Consider the following 15,990-nt stretch of genomic DNA (forward strand, 5'->3'; position numbering starts at 1 on the left):
GCCGGATCAGGGGGTGGCGTCGCGTTCGCCGCGTTCCAGCCGCAGACCAAGACCCACCATGAAGGTGCGCCCCGGGCGGTAGCTCTGGATGATCTGGTCGTTCACACGGTCGAATACACCGTCCTTGTTGGCATCCTGCAACAGCACGAAGCTCTGGTTGAACACATCGCCCACGCCGAATCTCACGTCGAAGCGTTGGGTCAGGCGCACACTGGCGGTGAGGTCGAGCAGGTTGCGCGGCATCTCGTAGATGTCCGGATAGGCGTCGAAGCCGATGATGAAGATGCGCGGTCCGATCACGTTGTACAACGCGCTGAGTTGGAGGCCGCGCTCGCGATCCTGGTAGTAGATGCCGGCGTTGACGATGTAGGGGCTCTGGCCCTGCAGCGGGCGGTTGTTGCTCTGGCCAAGCCCCTCCATGCCCAGGTTTACCTCGCTGTCGATAAGCGAGGCGTTGGCCACCACGGTGAAGCGCTCCAAGGTGCGGTTGCTGGTGAGGCCCATCAGCGACTTGCGCACCTCCACCTCGATACCTGTGCTGCGGGCGAAACGCGCGTTGCCGAAGGTGAAGGTCTTGATGCCGCCCGATCCGCCGCCGGGGATGAAGAGCGTCTCGATCGGGTCCTTGAACTCCTTGTGGAAGAAGGCCACCGAAAGCATCTCCGTGGGGCTGGGGTAGAACTCCCAGCGCAGGTCGTAGTTGTCGATCGTGGGCGTGCGCAGGCTGTCGCTGCCCACCTTCACCAGGTTGTAGTTGAAGTCGTAGAAACCGAAGGGCGCGAGTTCACGGAACTCGGGGCGGTTCACTGTTCGGCCATAGCTGAGGCGGATCAGTTGACTGGAGGTGATGTTGTACGCGAAGTTGGCGCTGGGCAGGATGCTCAGGATCGGGTTGTCCACGATCACCTTTTCCCCGGTGAGCAGGGCGCTTTCCAACTGTTGCTGGTTGTACTCCAGGCGCACGCCGGTGTTCAGCGTCAGCTTGTCCTTTATCAGTGGCAGGTCGGCGCCCACGTAGAAGGCGGTGAGCAGGTTGTTCGCGGTGTAGCTGTCGCTGGGGTTGCTCTGTTCGGCGATGCGGATGCCGGTGGTCTGGTTGATGTTGTCCGGGTGGAAAAGCGAATCGATGGAGGCTTCGATGAGGCCTTCGTCGAAGAGCAGGAAATTGCTGCGCACATAGCCGATGTTTCGGGCGCCGAATTCACGCGCGCGGCGCTCCATGTAGATGCCGGTGCGCAGCTTGGGAGAGAAGCGGCGCTCGGGTGCCAGTTGGTGCTCCAAGGCCACGCTGCCGGCCTGGGTGTTCTCGCGCATCTCGCTGTAGAAACGGCCCAGGTAGTTGGGGGAAAGGGGAACGCCCACGAACAGGGTCGCCTCGCCGGTGAGCGTGTCCACGTTGCTGCGGTAGCGCCGGAAGTCCGGCTGATCGCGGTAGCTCCAACCATAGCCACCGGTCCAGGTGAGCTTGGTGCGCTCCTCGTTCCAGAAATGCTTGCCGGTGAGCTGCCCGCTGTAGATGCCGCGGTAGACCTGGTCGAAGCTGTGGTTGTCCGGCACGTACTGGAAATCGTAGTCGATGCCCGTGCGGTGCACGTACTGCGTCATGTTGAACACCGTGAGCAGGTTCTTGAACTCCAGGGTGCTGTTCGGGCTGGTGCGCACGGCGAAGTTGCTGAGGATGCCCGTGCGCACACGGTGGTTGAACTGCTGGTCGTTGAACTCGTAGATCGGGAAGCTCCTGTTGTTGATGAAGTCGTAGGCGTTGTAATCGGCGCGCTGCACCTCGAAGATCTCCCTGGAGTTGCTGTAGTTCACCGCGGTGATGTTGCCGGCCTCCTTGCCGAATAGGGTGAACTTCGAGGCGTTGGTGATGGAGATGTTGCGGTCCACCATGGAGTTCACCGTCTCCGGCAGCCAGTTGTTTCTCAGCGAGCGGCCCACCTCATTGATGCGGCCGTTGTCCGAGGATTGGTCCACGTTGCGGATGTCACGTGGGAATCCGGCGGGCAGGTCGTTGTATCCGTCGTTCAGGCCCAGGCTGTGCAGGAAGGTGCGCGGGGTCTGTTCGAAGTCGCGCATGGACGAGCCCTCGCGGAAGGTGGTGCTCACATTGGCGCTGAAGAAGCTCTGGTTGGGGATGCTCTTGGTGTAGACCTTCACCACGCCGCCGCTGAACTCACCCGGCAGTTCCGCTGCGGGGCTCTTGTAGATCAACATGCGGTCGATCAGGCCAGCGGGAATGATGTCGAAGGCGAAGGAGCGCACGTCGGGTTCCATGCTCGGGGCCGACACGTCGTGCAGTTGCACATTGCTGTAGCGCTCGTTCAGGCCGCGGATCATGATGTAGTTGTTGCCGATCACGGTCACCCCGGGGATCCGCTTCATCACCTCACTGGCATCACTGTCCTGGCTCTTGCTGATGGTCTCGCTGCTCACCGCGTTCACCACCTGCATGCTCTGGCGCGTTTCCATGATCACGGCGCTCTCCGTGTCGGTGCGGCGTGTGGCCACCACGTCCACCGTCTTGATCTCGATGGCCTGCGTCTTCAGTTCGATGTTGGCCGTCACGGTCTGTCCGGCCACGACCTTGATGTTGCGCTCAACAGGCTCGTAACCCACGAAGCTCACCAGCAGGATGTGGTCCCCTGGGTCGGCTTGGAAACTGTACTTGCCGTCCAGGTCCGTGGTGGCGCCGGTGGTGGTGCCCTTGATCGCCACGTTCACGAAGGGCATGGGCTGCACCTTGCCGGCCTCGGGGGCGGTGATGGTGCCGCTGACGGTGCCTTTCTGGGCGGCGGTTTGAAGGACCAGAAGAAGCGCGAGGGAGAGACCGAATGATCGGTACATGTGGGTGGCGGATGGCGAAGGGGCTTTCCGCGCCGCAAAAGTCCTCCGCGCCCGTTACGAGGTCATTCCCGCCATGTTAACGGTCGGTTACCGGTCTTAAGGGGATCTTATCCTTCTGTTAAGCCCGCTCCTCCAGGAACCACCATTTCGGATGGTCCTTCCGGCCTTGGGCCTCCTGCCACATGGCCACCAGGCGATCCTGGAGCAGCGTGGTGGCTTCCTCCACATCGTCGGCCACGAAGACGAAGCGCAATTCCTCGCGCCCGATAGTGCCTTCCCCGATCATGCGGTCGATCTGCTGGAGCATCGGCCCCCAATAGTCCTTGCCATAGAGCAGGATCGGGAAGTTCTTCACCTTGCCGGTCTGGATCAGGGTGATGGTCTCGAAGAGTTCATCGACCGTACCGGCCCCGCCGGGCATCACCACAAAGGCGGCGCTGTATTTCAGCAGCAGCACTTTGCGCACGAAGAAGCGTTCGAAGGTGAGGCTCACATCCAGGTAAGGGTTGGCCTCCTGTTCCATGGGCAGCACGATGTTGCAACCCACGCTGCGGGCGCCCACATCACGCGCGCCCCGGTTGGCGGCCTCCATGATGCCGGGCCCACCGCCGGTCATGATGGTGAAGCCCACCCGGCCCACGCGCCGGGCCAGCTCGCGGGCCGCTTCATAGTAGGGATGGTCCTCCCGGAAGCGGGCGCTGCCGAAAAAAGTCACGCAGGGCCCCACGAAGTGCAGGTGGCGGAAGCCCCGGATGAACTCGCGCGCGATCTTCAGCACGCTGAGGAACTCGCGCCAGCGCGAACGCGGACCCGCCAGGAAGCGAAGGTCGATGAGATGCTTGTTGCCCGGTGGGACCATGGCCGGCGAAGGTAGAGGGGCAGGAACGGACACCCATGGGCGAACACCGGAGGCCTGGAGATGTTCCCTTGCCGCCCGGCGCGCCATGCCGCCCCCGTACCTTTGCGGCGCATCACTTTCATGGAAACCCCTGTCCGGCCCGAAAGTCCTCGGATCAAGCCCGTCCAAGAGCGGCGCAACGTGGTGATCCTCTTCGCCGGTGACAGCGGCGACGGCATCCAGCTCACCGGGAGCCAGTTCACCGATACCAGCGCGCTCTTCGGCAACGACGTCAGCACCTTCCCCAATTTCCCTGCGGAGATCCGCGCCCCCCAGGGCACCCTGGCCGGCGTAAGCGGCTACCAGCTCCACTTCGGCAGCGTGGAGATCTTCACCCCCGGCGACCAGTGCGATGTACTGGTGGTGATGAACGCCGCAGCGCTGCGCAGCAACCTGGCCACGCTGAAACCCGGTGGCACCATCATCGCCAACAGCGACGGCTTCGATGCGAAGAACCTGCGGCTGGCGGGGTACATCGACAAGCAGGACCCGCTCACCGACGGCACGCTGGCCAACTACACCGTGCATGCCATCGATGTGACGAAGATGACCCGCAACGCCCTGGCGGACACCACGCTGGGCATGAAGGAGAAGGACCGCTGCAAGAACATGTTCGTGCTGGGCTTCATCAACTGGATGTACAGCCGCAGCCTGGAGAACAGCGAGCGGTTCCTCGAGCAGAAGTTCGGCAGGAAACCCGAGCTGCTCGATGCCAACAAGAAGGCGCTGCTGGCCGGCTATAACTACGGGGACACCAGCGAGACCTTCACCACGCGCTTCGAGGTGAAGCCCGCGCCGCTGCCCAAGGGCACCTACCGCAGCATCACCGGCAACCAGGGCATCGCCCTCGGCCTCATCGCCGCCGCGCAGAAGGCCGGGCTGGACCTGTTCTACGGCAGCTACCCCATCACGCCCGCCAGCGACATCCTGCACGAACTGGCGCGCCACAAGAATTTCGGCGTGAAGACCTTCCAGGCGGAGGACGAGATCGCCGCCATCTGTTCGGCCATCGGTGCCAGCTACGGCGGTGCGCTCGGCGTTACGGCGAGCAGTGGCCCGGGTATCGCCCTGAAAGGCGAGGCCATGGGTCTGGCCTTCATGCTGGAGATCCCTTTGGTGATCGTCAACGTGCAGCGCGGAGGGCCCAGCACGGGCCTGCCCACCAAGACCGAACAGGCCGATCTGTGGCAGGCCGTCCATGGACGCAACGGCGAAGCGCCCATCCCCGTGCTCGCCGCCAGCAGCCCCACCGATTGCTTCGAGATGGCCTACGAGGCCGTGCGCATCGCCATCGAGCACATGACGCCGGTGATCCTGCTCAGCGACGGCTACATCGCCAACGGGGCCGAGCCATGGCGCTTCCCCGAGGCCGCTGACCTGCAGGCGATCAACGCACCTTTCGCAAAGCCCAAAGTGGAGGGCGATATGGAGAAGTTCCTGCCCTATCTGCGCGATGAGAGAGGCGTGCGCCCCTGGGCCGTGCCCGGCATGAAGGGCCTGCAGCACCGCATCGGCGGCATCGAGAAGGAGGACGGCACGGGCAACATCAGCTACGACCCGCTGAACCACGAGAAGATGGTGCGGCTGCGCGCGGAGAAAGTGCGCAAGGTGGTGGAGGGCGTTCCCCCGCTGGACCTGAGCAACGGCGTGGACAGCGGCGACCTGCTGATCCTGGGCTGGGGCAGCACCTACGGCGCGATAAAGACCGCCGTGAACGAGCTATGCGCCGAGGACAAGTGCGTGGGCCATGTGCATGTACGCTACCTGTACCCCTTCCGCAAGGAACTGGGAGAGTTGATCTCGCGCTTCAAGCGCGTGCTCATCCCCGAGATGAACAGCGGCCAGCTGCGCCAGCTGGTCCGCGCCGAGTTCCTCGTGGACGCGCAGGGGCTGAACAAGATCCAGGGCATGCCCTTCACCTCCGCGGAGATCAAGGCCGCCGCCATCGAATACCTGAAGCGATGACCACCGCGAACGAAGTCGTGAACGGCAGCGGCGCCCCGGCGAAGCTCAACTACGCCTCAGACCAGGAGGTGCGATGGTGCCCCGGTTGTGGCGACTACTCCATCCTGAAACAGGTGGAGACCATCCTCAAGGAACAGGGCAGGCCGAAGGAGGAGATCGTCTTCATCAGCGGCATCGGGTGCAGCTCACGCTTCCCGTACTACCTCGACACGTACGGCATGCACAGCATCCACGGACGGGCCCCCGCCATCGTCAGTGGCCTGCGCGCCGTGCGGCCCGAGTTGAGCGTGTGGATGATCACCGGGGATGGCGACGCGCTCAGCATCGGCGGGAACCACTTGATCCACCTCTTGCGCCGCAACGTGGATGTGAACGTACTGCTCTTCAACAACGAGATCTACGGCCTCACCAAGGGGCAGTACTCGCCCACCTCGCCGGAAGGGGCCATCACCCGCAGTACGCCCATGGGCAGCGTGGACCATCCGTTCAATCCGCTCGCCCTTTGCAAAGGCGCCGATGCCACCTTCATCGCACGTGCCATGGACCGCGATCCCAAGCACCTGCGCGATGTGCTGCTGGCCGCCGATGCCCACCGCGGCACCAGCCTCGTGGAGATCTACCAGAACTGCAATGTGTTCAACGATGGCGCTTTCGAAGTCTTCACCGAGAAGGCCAGCAAGCCCTTCCACACGCTCTTCGTGGAGCACGGCAAGCCACTGGTGTACGCCAACGGCACCAAGGGCATCAGGCTCGATGGCATGACACCCGTCATCGTGGACCTCACACCCGGTGCAGCCTTGCCGGATGACCTCTGGACCCACGATCAGCACGACAGCTTCAAGGCTTCGATCCTCGTGCGCCTCTTCGATGACCATGCGCAGGGTGGCCTGCCTGCCGGACAGACAAGTGCCATGCCTCGACCATTCGGCGTGTTCTACATGGCCTCGCGTGCCACATTGGAAACGAAGTTGAACGCACAGGTGGCGCTGGCCAAGGAGAAGAAAGGCTCCGGCGACCTGGACGCGTTGCTCAGAGGGGAAAGGACGTGGACGATCGGGTGAAGCGCATGGTCACACGGTCGGGTGCGCATGGCAGCCACCCTGTTCGGCCATGCTGAGCCGAAGCTCACCCAAGTCGTGCTGCAACGCGCTGCCGCATGCGTTTTGGCAGAACGGGCAGGCGTGGGCTTCCCCGGCCGTGTCGATGTAGAGGAACCGCGAACCCGCACCTGAGCAGCCCACGGCGCGCTGATAAGCGCCATAGTGATCGACGATGGGATACTGCCGGTAGGAGGTATCGTGGTGGAGGTCGCGAACGAATTGGTCGAGCACGGCGTGCTGCACCGGCCCCAGCTCCACATCCTGGCCATGGAAGTTGCCTGCTGCGCGCGGTTCCACCAGTCGTATGAAATGGACCTTCAACTCACCGGCGAGCCGGGCATAGGCCATCAGGTCCTCCATGTTGCAGAAGCTACGGACCGGCACCAATGACATGGCCACCACCAGTCCGGCCTCGCGGGCGTTCACCACGGCACGGCGGGCCCGCTCGAAGCTGCCTGCGAGTCCCCTGAAACGGTCGTGTTCCCTGGCGTCCCAGTGGTCCAGGCTGATGGCCACACCGGTCGCGCCGGCGTTGCGCAGGGCTTGGGCGCGTTCGGCCGATAGACCATGACCGGAACTGAGCACCCAGAAGTCGGTGAGCGATGTGTCGCAGTTGCGCAGGATGAACAGCAGGTCATCGAAGCGGCTCATGGGTTCGCCTCCGCTGAATTCGATCTGCGCGACGCCGGTCGACTGGAGCGACCGGACGATGCGGACGACCTCTGCGGCCGTGATCGCGTCAGGCTCGTTCAGCACGGCGCCCTCGGAACAATGCGCGCAGCGCAGCGGGCATTGCCGGGTGAAGGCGATGATGGCCAGGGTGAGTCCGGGCAGGTGGCCGGGTATCGGATGTACGCGATGGAGCTCATTGGTCAGGAAGGTGTCCCACGCTTTGGATGGGCGGCCGGGGTATGTGAGCATGTGGAACACGCGACCGCCCACTTCCACACAGCGGCCCATGTGACGCACGGCGCGATTCTCCATCACCGTGATGCGGAGCTTCCGCAGCGCCATGCGGACATCCGATCCACTGGGATAGTGGGCACGGGCAAGCCGGAACGCATCGGCCATGGCACGCCAGCGCGCCACCTTCAACCCCCAGCCGTTGATCATGGAAGACCCCATGTCACAATGCCACCTTCAAGGGATAGGCCCGCGAATCCTCGTACCGTTCCCGGGAGTAGCGCGGGAGGGCATCAGCATCCTCGAATGTGCGCAGGTACAGCAGACTCGGCCGATGGGGAAGCGGATCGCGGAGGATCTCGTAATGCCCGGCGGCATGCAGGAACAAGCTGCGCTGGGCGCCTTCGGGTGCCGGGGTGGCTTGGAACACGATCTCGGTCATGTCGTCGAGTTCCGGTTGGATCAGGTGGATGCCATCCTCCTCCATCAGGACCGATAGCATGTCGCGCCCATCCTGATCGGTGGCTTTGACAGGAACCAAGGACGAGCAATTCAAAGCTTGCGTCGTGCCCATGTCCAGTGCCACGCGGTCGATCTCCCAGAAGAGATATCCGGTGGACAGCCGGATGACCACTTCGTCGGCCGATGCATCGCCCAGATCGATCTCGAGCACATCATCCCGCCATGCGATCGGACCCATGAGTTCGAACTGGCCGGCCTCCTTCCATTCGCCCGACCGCTGGAGAACATGCACGGACAAGGGCATCCGCTGCGCCTTGGCCCAGGCGTGCAATTCCTCGGCACTGCGGCCCAGGTCGCGCTGTCTTACGCGGTCCGCGTACGTGCCCAGTTCATCCAGGAAGAGTCCGAAGAGATGGTCCAGCCAGAAGGTGTTCTTGGCGGTGACCATGAGACGGGCCATCGGTGCATCCGTTGGTCTGTCGAAACGCAGCTCGATGGTCTCACGGGCATCCTGTGTGGCATTGTCCGGGTCGCCATGCCATGCGATCCCATCCATGGTGGCAAGCGTTCCGGTCAGGTCCACGCCGTTGTGGGCGCGGGCCATCATGGGCGCAGCCGGGGCGGCGAGGGCGTGAGGGCTGCCATGGCGATCGAAAAGGACCTGGACGCCGGGGGTGTGGTCCACGGCGATGAGACGGACCAGGTCGGTATGCTGGATCTCGCGGGCCATGTTGCTCAGACGCACCCGGTAGTGGTCATCCACCGGCCGCAGGTGCCGTAAGGGAAGGCGATCATGCCGTTGGAGTTGGGGGTAGATCGCGCCGGAAAAGACCTCGCCTTCCAGGTGGAAGGCGCCATTGGCGTCCTGTGAAAAGACGAATGGGCACGAACTCTTGGTGGCGATGATGATCAGTAGCAGAAGTGCCGCGATGCCGACCAGCCCCAAAAGACTGAGCACGATCGTGGCGCCCGCGTCCACATCGATGTATTCCATGCGGACGATCTGCGACAGGGGGACCGAGCCGGCCAGGCCGCCGCTGGTATCACGGCGATATTCGCTGTTCGCATAGAGGATCACCCGGCGCGCATGCGACTTCAGGTCCCGGTGCCGGTCGGCATTGAGCAGGTCCATGGCATCCAGGTCGGACAATCGCTCGAACGTGCCCGACAGCGTGTCCTGTGTCAGCACGGGCTTGCGGATGCGCCATACCTCGGCGCTCCTGGTACCATCGGTGACCAGGAAAACGGCCCTGGGTTTGGCGACGAGCTTCGGCAGGGACCGCTCATCGAGCAGGCGCCGCTGCCACCGGGTGCAACTCCACTGCCCGAACAGGAAAACGATGAGCAGGAAGACGGCCATCCGCCGTTGATGCAGGTGCAGGTCCATGTGTGGGAAGGTTTATGGTCCGGTCGATCGTCGGGGCAGGTACTCCCTCAATTTTGGGCGCAACCCTTCGTAGATGGTCGCATTCCCATTCACGTAATGGGCATGGCGCTGCGATCCGGCGCCCAATCCTATGGAGAAGCCGACGCAGGTGCCGATCAGGGCGAAGAGCAAGGTGTTCTGGTCCTTGTAGGTGACCCTGAAAAAGCCGAGGTCATGTGTCCGGTCGCGACCGGTGAGATAGCCCACACCCATCCCCAACAGCAGCCCGGAAGCGCCGCCCACAGCCGCTCCGGTGAGCTTGGCGTTGCGGCGCCTGGCCATCACAGACCCCAGCTCATCGGGCGGGACCAACAGGTCCGGCATGCGCACGGCACTGTTCCTATTGGCCGGTGCCACCAGCAAGCCTTCCGCGCGCACATCCAGCAGCCTCACCGGCGTCAACTTGCCGAATCCGGTGCCGTTGATCCAGATATCATAGCGGGGCCTCGCTTCCGTCCGATCCTGTGCATGGAGGGCTGTGCCCACGCAGAGCAACATCATGCAGATCGACATCAGTTCGTGTCGCGGATGGATCCACATGAAGGATCGCGATAGGTCATGTGAAGCTAACATGATGGGGCGGATAAGCAAGCCCGTGGGGGCGCGATGGGTCATGTTCCGGCACGATGTTCCCGTTGCCCGATGGCTAACTTGTGGCGGTATGAAACATTGGACCATCTCAGCGGCCATGGCATTGTCCGCGTTGGCTGGCGCTGCCCAGGACGTCACCGCCTTCATCGACTATATGGACCGGCTCTATGTGTTCGATCGCGGCACCATCCGCCAGATCGAGCCGCGCAAGCCCATTGCCCTGCACGTAGGGGGCAACTACCTGGCCTATACCGACAACCGCGATGACCTGAAGGTCTATTGGAACGGCCGCACGCAGGTGATCGACCGCGCCATGGACCTGGAACCCATCGTCACCGACCACTACATGGGTTTCACGGTGGCCGGCATCCTGAAGGTCTTCGATGGCAAGACGCGTGTGATGACGCCCAACCTGGGCATGTACGTGGTGGAGGACAGTCTGGCGGTCTTCAAGGACGAGGTGCAGGGCAAGATCATGGTCTACTACAAGGAAGAGAAGGTCAAGCTGGAGGACCAGCTCGCGGGCAACGCCGTGGTGGACTTCGGGTCCGGTGACAACGTCTTCGCGTGGGTCTCCTCCTTCGATCGCCTGTTCAAGGTGTTCTACCACGGCGAGATCTACGAGCTGAGCGACCTGGTCACCGGCATGGACTTCAAGTGCGGGCTGGACCTGGTGGCCTACCGCGATGCGTACGACCACACCTTCAAAGCCTTCCACCAAGGCACCATCTACGATCTGGAGGAACAGATGCCACAACGTTTCGAGGTGGGCAAGGGCATACTCGCGTGGTTGGACCTCACCGGGTCACTGAAGATCTTCGAAGGCGGCCAGGTGTTCAAGGCCATGGATTTCGAGCCGCAGCACTGGGAGGTGGTGGACAGCCTGGTGGTGGTGCAGGACCGTGGTTTCTTCAACGTGTTCAACCGGGGTCGCTTCCACGAATTGGAGCGTGCCGTGCCCTTGAAGTGGAAGGCCTCCTGGGGCACCATGGCCTATGTGGATGTGGACCGCACACTGAAGGTGTGGCGCAAGGGGATCACCGACGTGGTGGTGCGCGGGCAACCCGTGCAGGACTTCCGGGTGGACCGCGGGCTGGTTATCGCGCGGCTGAACGTGAACACCGCCCGCATCTGGTGGCGTGGCGAGACCTACGACCACTGACCGCGGCGCTCAGCGCAAGGCGGCCGGTATCAGGCACACCGGAATGGGCGCCATCTTGTGGCGATTGGCCGCATGCAGGCGGTCGAAGATCGACAGCACCTCGCGCTGACGATCGTCCAATGCGGATGTGGTCGGATCGACGCCGCGTTCGCGCAGGTCCATGGCCCACTCCAGTTCCGGGTAACTCGCTCCGATCTGGTCCTCGTCGCTGCGGTCATCGCCCCACAGACCGTCGGTGGGTTTCGCCCGCATGATGCTTTCGATGATGCCCAGTTCGCGGCCCAGGGCATAAACCTCGGTCTTCGTCAGGTCGGCGATGGGGGAGAGGTCCACGCCGCCGTCACCATACTTGGTGAAGAAGCCCACACCGAAGTCCTCCACCTTGTTGCCCGTGCCCGCCACCAGGAAGCGCAGCAGGCCGGCGAAGTAGTAGAGCGTGGTCATGCGCAACCGGGCGCGCGTATTGGCCAGTGAAAGATCGGGCAGCCCGCCTTCGGGTTTCGGCAGGGCCGCCACCAGTTGTTCGAATACGGGCGTCAGTTGGACCACCTCCTCGCGCACGTTCGGATGGCGCGCCCGCAACCAGGCGATATGGTCCTGCGCGCGCTTCACCTGGTCGGGCGATTGGTGGATGGGCATCTCCACGCACAGGGTGGGCAGGCCGGTGCGCGCGCACAGCGCGCTGGTCACCGCGCTGTCCACTCCGCCGCTGATGCCGATGACGAAGCCTTCCTGTCCGGCCCGCTCGCAATAGTCGCGCAGCCAACCGCTGATGTGGTCGATCACGCGGGGGACGTCCATCCGTGCGAATGATGAGGTGCGTCCTTCGGATCGATGACGCTGCCGTGGTGTGACCTTGTCAGAAGAACACGCCGGCCGTGAGTTCGATGTAGTTGGCGAAGGCCTTGGCCTTCTTGCCCTCGGCCAGTTCCACGTCCTTCAATACGTTCACGAAGCCGTTGTTGTAGGTGATGCCCACCAGCAGGCTGGTGTTGCCGGAGAAATTGTATTCCATGCCGGCGCCCACGATCAACGATGCCTTGAACAGGTTGATCTGGTCCTGGATGTCCTCGCCCTCCAACTTGTCGAAGCGCTGCACATAGGCCTGCCCGGGAGGCGCGTAGAACACGGGCACTTCGATGTCGGCCTTCGCGCGGATGTTGAAGGCCGTGCCGATGCCCACCTGTCCGAAGTAGCGCATGTAGCCGATCTCATTGGTCATCATCTTGATGGTGAGCGGCAACTCGATGTAGCCCAGCCGGGCGGAGGTCTCCAGTTGGCGCACCAGGATGTTGGGCGGATCGGCGGGGGCCTCCTGGTAGCTGTACTCCTGCGACCACTTGCCGCCGATGTAGTTCAGGTTCAGGCCCGTGGCGAAACGGTAGTTGCCGCTGGTGCCGATGGGGAATTCAGAGATCAGGCCGAAGGTGTAGCCCAGGTTGTTGCCCTCGCTCTTCAGTCCGCGGGTGTCCGGGCGTATCCATCCGCTGTTCGGACTCAGCTTCAAACCGAATCGTACGCCAGCATCGTCCTGGGCGTGGAGGGCGAGGCTGCCGATCATGGCGGCGGCCAGGGTGGCGAGGGCCTTCTTCATAGTTTTGGGCGCTTTTTTGGGTGGATCAAAAGTATGCGTCGCCGATGCGCCTGACAAAGGCCGTGCTGATCGTGGTCCCGGTCCTCGTGTCCGGTTGTCGTGAAGACAAGGGTGGAACGATCGATACCACCTCCGTCCAGCTCGATCTGCGGATCGGCCGTTTGGACCGCCAGCTCTTCCTGGCGGCACCCCAGGAAATGCCCGCCGCAAGCCTGAAGGCGCATGCGGAATACGGGGATTTCTATCAACTGTACGTGGAGGAGATCCTCCAAGGGGCCGCCATGGGTGATACCATGCTCCCCGTGGCGCTCAACCATTTCGTCAACGACCCCGACATGCGCAGCGTGCAGGAAGAGGTGGAGCGCGTGCTGGGCGACATGGAACCGCAACGCCGTGCGTTCGAGGCGGCCTTCAAGTGCTTGGCGGTGCTCTTTCCGGACAGTGTCATCCCCAGGGTCGTCGCCTTCAACTCGGGCTTCAACTATGGCATCTTCCCCACCGACAGTGTGCTGGGCATCGGCGTGGAATGGTTCATCGGCCAGGAGCATCCGGTGATCGGCTATCTGTCCCCCGAGATCTTTCCGCGGTATGTGAAGGACCGCATGGTGCCCGAGATGCTCGTGCCCGGCGCGGTGAAGGGTTGGCTCCTGGTGCATTACGCGCGTGACACACGCGGCGACGACCTGCTCACCCATCTGGTGGAGACCGGCAAGGTGATGGCGCTGCTCGATGCGATGCTGCCCGATGTGGATCCACATCTCAAATACGCCTTCACGCCAGCGCAACTCGCCTGGTGCGAAGCGAACGAACTGGCCATCTGGCAGGAGTTGGTGGGCAAGGACATGCTCTTCAGCCGCAAACCGGCCGACATTGGCCGGTGGATGAACGACGGTCCCTTCACCAATGGCCTGCCGCGCGAAAGCCCGGGCCACATCGGCGAATGGATCGGCCACCGCATGGTGAAGGCCTACCTGAAGGCCGAACCACGCATGGATCTCGCGCGCCTCTTCGCGCTGGACGAACCGCGCGCCATCCTCAAGCACTACAAGCCCCGCTGACCGCGGCACCGCTTCTCGCCAACCGCTACCGACCCCTACCGCCCATGACCACCTCGGAGATCCGATTAAGCGTACAACTCGACGACAACCGCGTGCCCGAGCGCATCGACTGGGAGGCCGAGGATGGCGCCATGAAAAGCTCCGGCAAAGCGGTGCTGTTGAGCCTTTGGGACGAGAAGGAACAGAACACCCTGCGCATCGATCTATGGACCAAGGAGATGACCGTGGAAGAGATGAAGGCCTTCTTCCACCAGAACATCCTCACCCTGGCAGACACCTTCGAGCGCGCCACCGGCGAAGGGAAGATGGCGGCCCAGATGCGCGACTTCGGCGCCTATTTCGCCGAGCATATGTTGGAATTGAAGAAGTGATTGGAGGTTGGATGTCGCAGTCCGGGTGGCGTGCAACCTCCGACCCCTCAGCTTCCCCAACCCCGATTCACCTCCTCCACAAAGGCCAGCAATTCATCCCGCCCCAGGCCGGTCTCTGAGGAGGAAAGGACCATGGTGGGCAGGTTGTCCCAGGTCTCCTTCAGCTTGCGCTTGAGCTGTGCCACGTTCGCTTCCACCTTGGGCCGTGTGAGCTTGTCCGCCTTGGTATGGACGATCACGAAGGGGATGCCTTGATCGCCGAGCCATTGGATCATGTCCAGATCGTTGCGCTGAGGCTCCAGGCGTGCGTCCACCAGCAGGAAAACGCATTGCAGGTTCTCGCGCTTGGACAGGTAGCCGCGGATCATCTTCTCCCAGGCCGCGCGTTCGGCCTTGCCCACCTTGGCGAAACCATAGCCCGGCAGATCGGCCAGCAGCCAGGGACGCCCGCCGGTGGCGTCCTCCACGCGGAAGTGCTCCACATTGCGTGTGCGGCCGGGCGTGTTGCTCACACGCGCCAGCTTGTTGATGTTGCACAGCATGTTGATCAGGGAGCTCTTGCCCACGTTGCTGCGCCCGATGAAGGCGTATTCCGGCAGGGTGGGCGCGGGCCAATGCTTCGGCTCACGGCCGCTGCCGAGGTGTTCCGCGCGCAGGGACTTCATCCAGGTCGTTGCCACACCGGTCTTCCGGATCACGCCAGGACCTTTTCCAGCCACCGTTCCAGGATCGCGTTGAACTCGGCGGGGTGTTCCATCATGGCGGCATGGCCGCATTGGTCTATCCAGTGCAGCTCGCTGTTGGGCAGCAGGCTGTGGAACTCCTCGGCCACATGCGGCGGTGTGATGGTGTCCTGCCGCCCCCAGATCAGCAGGGTGGGCATGTTGAGTTTGGGCAGCTCCTTGGCCATGTTGTGGCGGATGGCGCTCTTGGCCAGCGACAGGATCCGGATGAGCTTGGCCTTGTCGTTCACCGTCTCGAAACACTCGTCCACCAGCTCGTCCGTGGCGTGCTTCGGATCGAAAAAGGTCACCGCCACCTTCTTGCGGATGAACTCCTTGTCCTCCCGCCGCGGGAACCCTCCGCCGAAAGCGTTCTCATACAGGCCACTGCTGCCGGTGAGCGTCAGGGTGCGTACACGGCCAGGGTGGCGGCTGCAATACACCAGTGCCACATGCCCCCCGAGCGAGTTGCCGATGAGGTTCAGACCAGTGAAGCCCTTGTGTTCGATGAAGCGGGAAAGGAACCTGGCCAGGTTGTCCACGTTGGTGCTGAGCATGGGCAATGTGTACAAAGGCAGTATTGGCACCACCACCCGGTAACGTGGGGTGAAGTGGTCGAAGAGATACTGGAAGTTGCTGAGGGCGCCGAACAGCCCATGCAGCAGCAGCAACACCGGCCCTTCGCCAGCTTCCAGGTAGTGGAACTCCCCTTCCTCTTTCAGCTTCCGCTCCATCGTTCGCGTTCCACCCCATGGGCCGCATGGAGGCGGCTGGTGGCATCCGTCCAAAGGTAGGCGGCGGCCGATACGCGCCCCAGACTCCCCTCCACCCCTGTGAACATCGCCCTGTGGATGTTCCGCACCCTGCGGCTGGCGCGGTCGGCAGTGGCGC

General features: G+C 63.1%; 14 protein-coding genes. 5 read left to right on the forward strand and 9 right to left on the reverse strand.

Annotation, left to right across the window (positions count from 1 at the left end):
- Nucleotides 1–6: 6 nt before the first annotated feature.
- Together KIT10_13250 and KIT10_13255 are read right to left on the reverse strand one after the other, a co-directional pair.
- Nucleotides 7–2,847: a carboxypeptidase-like regulatory domain-containing protein gene (locus KIT10_13250; protein MCW5900227.1), complete on the reverse strand. Its 2,841-nt coding sequence runs from the start codon at nucleotides 2,845–2,847 to the stop codon at nucleotides 7–9.
- 118 nt (nucleotides 2,848–2,965) lie between these two features.
- Entirely contained in the window at nucleotides 2,966–3,706 is a 741-nt protein-coding gene (locus KIT10_13255; protein MCW5900228.1) for a TIGR00730 family Rossman fold protein, read from the reverse strand.
- A 120-nt stretch (nucleotides 3,707–3,826) separates the two neighbouring features.
- Here KIT10_13255 and KIT10_13260 point away from each other — a divergent pair, with 120 nt between their 5' ends.
- Complete coding sequence (locus tag KIT10_13260) at nucleotides 3,827–5,710, forward strand: 2-oxoacid:acceptor oxidoreductase subunit alpha (GenBank protein MCW5900229.1); 1,884 nt, start codon at nucleotides 3,827–3,829, stop codon at nucleotides 5,708–5,710.
- Nucleotides 5,707–6,771, forward strand: coding sequence for a 2-oxoacid:ferredoxin oxidoreductase subunit beta (locus KIT10_13265; protein ID MCW5900230.1), 1,065 nt, complete (start codon nucleotides 5,707–5,709; stop codon nucleotides 6,769–6,771). Before KIT10_13260 ends, KIT10_13265 begins: the two co-directional genes overlap by 4 nt.
- Nucleotides 6,772–6,780: 9 nt before the next feature.
- Here the strand turns inward: KIT10_13265 and KIT10_13270 are convergent, their stop codons facing one another.
- Genes KIT10_13270 through KIT10_13280 form a run of 3 tightly spaced genes read right to left on the reverse strand, consistent with a single transcriptional unit; the run spans nucleotide 6,781 to nucleotide 10,141 of the window.
- Nucleotides 6,781–7,923 (reverse strand): radical SAM protein, encoded by a 1,143-nt coding sequence (locus KIT10_13270; protein MCW5900231.1) that lies wholly within the window; start codon nucleotides 7,921–7,923, stop codon nucleotides 6,781–6,783.
- A gap of 13 nt (nucleotides 7,924–7,936) precedes the next feature.
- Nucleotides 7,937–9,562, reverse strand: a complete 1,626-nt coding sequence (locus KIT10_13275; GenBank protein ID MCW5900232.1) for a hypothetical protein — start codon at nucleotides 9,560–9,562, stop codon at nucleotides 7,937–7,939.
- A gap of 12 nt (nucleotides 9,563–9,574) precedes the next feature.
- A complete protein-coding gene (locus tag KIT10_13280; protein ID MCW5900233.1) occupies nucleotides 9,575–10,141 on the reverse strand; it encodes a hypothetical protein in 567 nt (188 codons plus the stop codon).
- A gap of 121 nt (nucleotides 10,142–10,262) precedes the next feature.
- Here KIT10_13280 and KIT10_13285 point away from each other — a divergent pair, with 121 nt between their 5' ends.
- Nucleotides 10,263–11,354, forward strand: a complete 1,092-nt coding sequence (locus tag KIT10_13285; protein ID MCW5900234.1) for a hypothetical protein — start codon at nucleotides 10,263–10,265, stop codon at nucleotides 11,352–11,354.
- A gap of 9 nt (nucleotides 11,355–11,363) precedes the next feature.
- Here KIT10_13285 and nadE read toward each other — a convergent pair whose 3' ends face one another.
- On the reverse strand, nucleotides 11,364–12,155 hold the full coding sequence (nadE, locus tag KIT10_13290) for an NAD(+) synthase (protein ID MCW5900235.1): 792 nt from the start codon (nucleotides 12,153–12,155) through the stop codon (nucleotides 11,364–11,366).
- 58 nt (nucleotides 12,156–12,213) lie between these two features.
- Entirely contained in the window at nucleotides 12,214–12,948 is a 735-nt protein-coding gene (locus KIT10_13295; GenBank protein MCW5900236.1) for a PorT family protein, read from the reverse strand.
- Nucleotides 12,949–12,992: 44 nt separating this feature from the next.
- On the opposite strand from KIT10_13295, the gene KIT10_13300 reads away from it, so the two are divergent.
- Entirely contained in the window at nucleotides 12,993–14,006 is a 1,014-nt protein-coding gene (locus KIT10_13300) for a hypothetical protein (protein ID MCW5900237.1), read from the forward strand.
- 44 nt (nucleotides 14,007–14,050) lie between these two features.
- On the forward strand, nucleotides 14,051–14,377 hold the full coding sequence (gldC, locus tag KIT10_13305) for a gliding motility protein GldC (GenBank protein ID MCW5900238.1): 327 nt from the start codon (nucleotides 14,051–14,053) through the stop codon (nucleotides 14,375–14,377).
- A 47-nt stretch (nucleotides 14,378–14,424) separates the two neighbouring features.
- Here the strand turns inward: gldC and yihA are convergent, their stop codons facing one another.
- Nucleotides 14,425–15,042: a ribosome biogenesis GTP-binding protein YihA/YsxC gene (gene yihA / locus KIT10_13310; protein ID MCW5900239.1), complete on the reverse strand. Its 618-nt coding sequence runs from the start codon at nucleotides 15,040–15,042 to the stop codon at nucleotides 14,425–14,427.
- Between the two features lie 29 nt (nucleotides 15,043–15,071).
- The gene (locus KIT10_13315; protein ID MCW5900240.1) at nucleotides 15,072–15,833 is read right to left on the reverse strand and encodes an alpha/beta hydrolase; all 762 of its coding nucleotides are present in this window, start codon (nucleotides 15,831–15,833) and stop codon (nucleotides 15,072–15,074) included.
- Nucleotides 15,834–15,990 lie beyond the last annotated feature (157 nt).

This window comes from Flavobacteriales bacterium, from assembly GCA_026129465.1.
GTDB lineage: Bacteria > Bacteroidota > Bacteroidia > Flavobacteriales_F > PHOS-HE28 > PHOS-HE28.

Bases quoted from the DNA above. Each gene is read 5' to 3' on its own strand.
- yihA (MCW5900239.1), bottom strand. From the start codon at position 15,042: ATGAAGTCCCTGCGCGCGGAACACCTCGGCAGCGGCCGTGAGCCGAAG.
- KIT10_13270 (MCW5900231.1), bottom strand. From the start codon at position 7,923: ATGATCAACGGCTGGGGGTTGAAGGTGGCGCGCTGGCGTGCCATGGCC.
- KIT10_13280 (MCW5900233.1), bottom strand. From the start codon at position 10,141: ATGTGGATCCATCCGCGACACGAACTGATGTCGATCTGCATGATGTTG.
- KIT10_13260 (MCW5900229.1), top strand. From the start codon at position 3,827: ATGGAAACCCCTGTCCGGCCCGAAAGTCCTCGGATCAAGCCCGTCCAA.
- nadE (MCW5900235.1), bottom strand. From the start codon at position 12,155: ATGGACGTCCCCCGCGTGATCGACCACATCAGCGGTTGGCTGCGCGAC.
- KIT10_13315 (MCW5900240.1), bottom strand. From the start codon at position 15,833: ATGGAGCGGAAGCTGAAAGAGGAAGGGGAGTTCCACTACCTGGAAGCT.
- KIT10_13300 (MCW5900237.1), top strand. From the start codon at position 12,993: ATGCGCCTGACAAAGGCCGTGCTGATCGTGGTCCCGGTCCTCGTGTCC.
- KIT10_13275 (MCW5900232.1), bottom strand. From the start codon at position 9,562: ATGGACCTGCACCTGCATCAACGGCGGATGGCCGTCTTCCTGCTCATC.
- KIT10_13250 (MCW5900227.1), bottom strand. From the start codon at position 2,847: ATGTACCGATCATTCGGTCTCTCCCTCGCGCTTCTTCTGGTCCTTCAA.
- KIT10_13265 (MCW5900230.1), top strand. From the start codon at position 5,707: ATGACCACCGCGAACGAAGTCGTGAACGGCAGCGGCGCCCCGGCGAAG.
- KIT10_13285 (MCW5900234.1), top strand. From the start codon at position 10,263: ATGAAACATTGGACCATCTCAGCGGCCATGGCATTGTCCGCGTTGGCT.
- KIT10_13295 (MCW5900236.1), bottom strand. From the start codon at position 12,948: ATGAAGAAGGCCCTCGCCACCCTGGCCGCCGCCATGATCGGCAGCCTC.
- gldC (MCW5900238.1), top strand. From the start codon at position 14,051: ATGACCACCTCGGAGATCCGATTAAGCGTACAACTCGACGACAACCGC.
- KIT10_13255 (MCW5900228.1), bottom strand. From the start codon at position 3,706: ATGGTCCCACCGGGCAACAAGCATCTCATCGACCTTCGCTTCCTGGCG.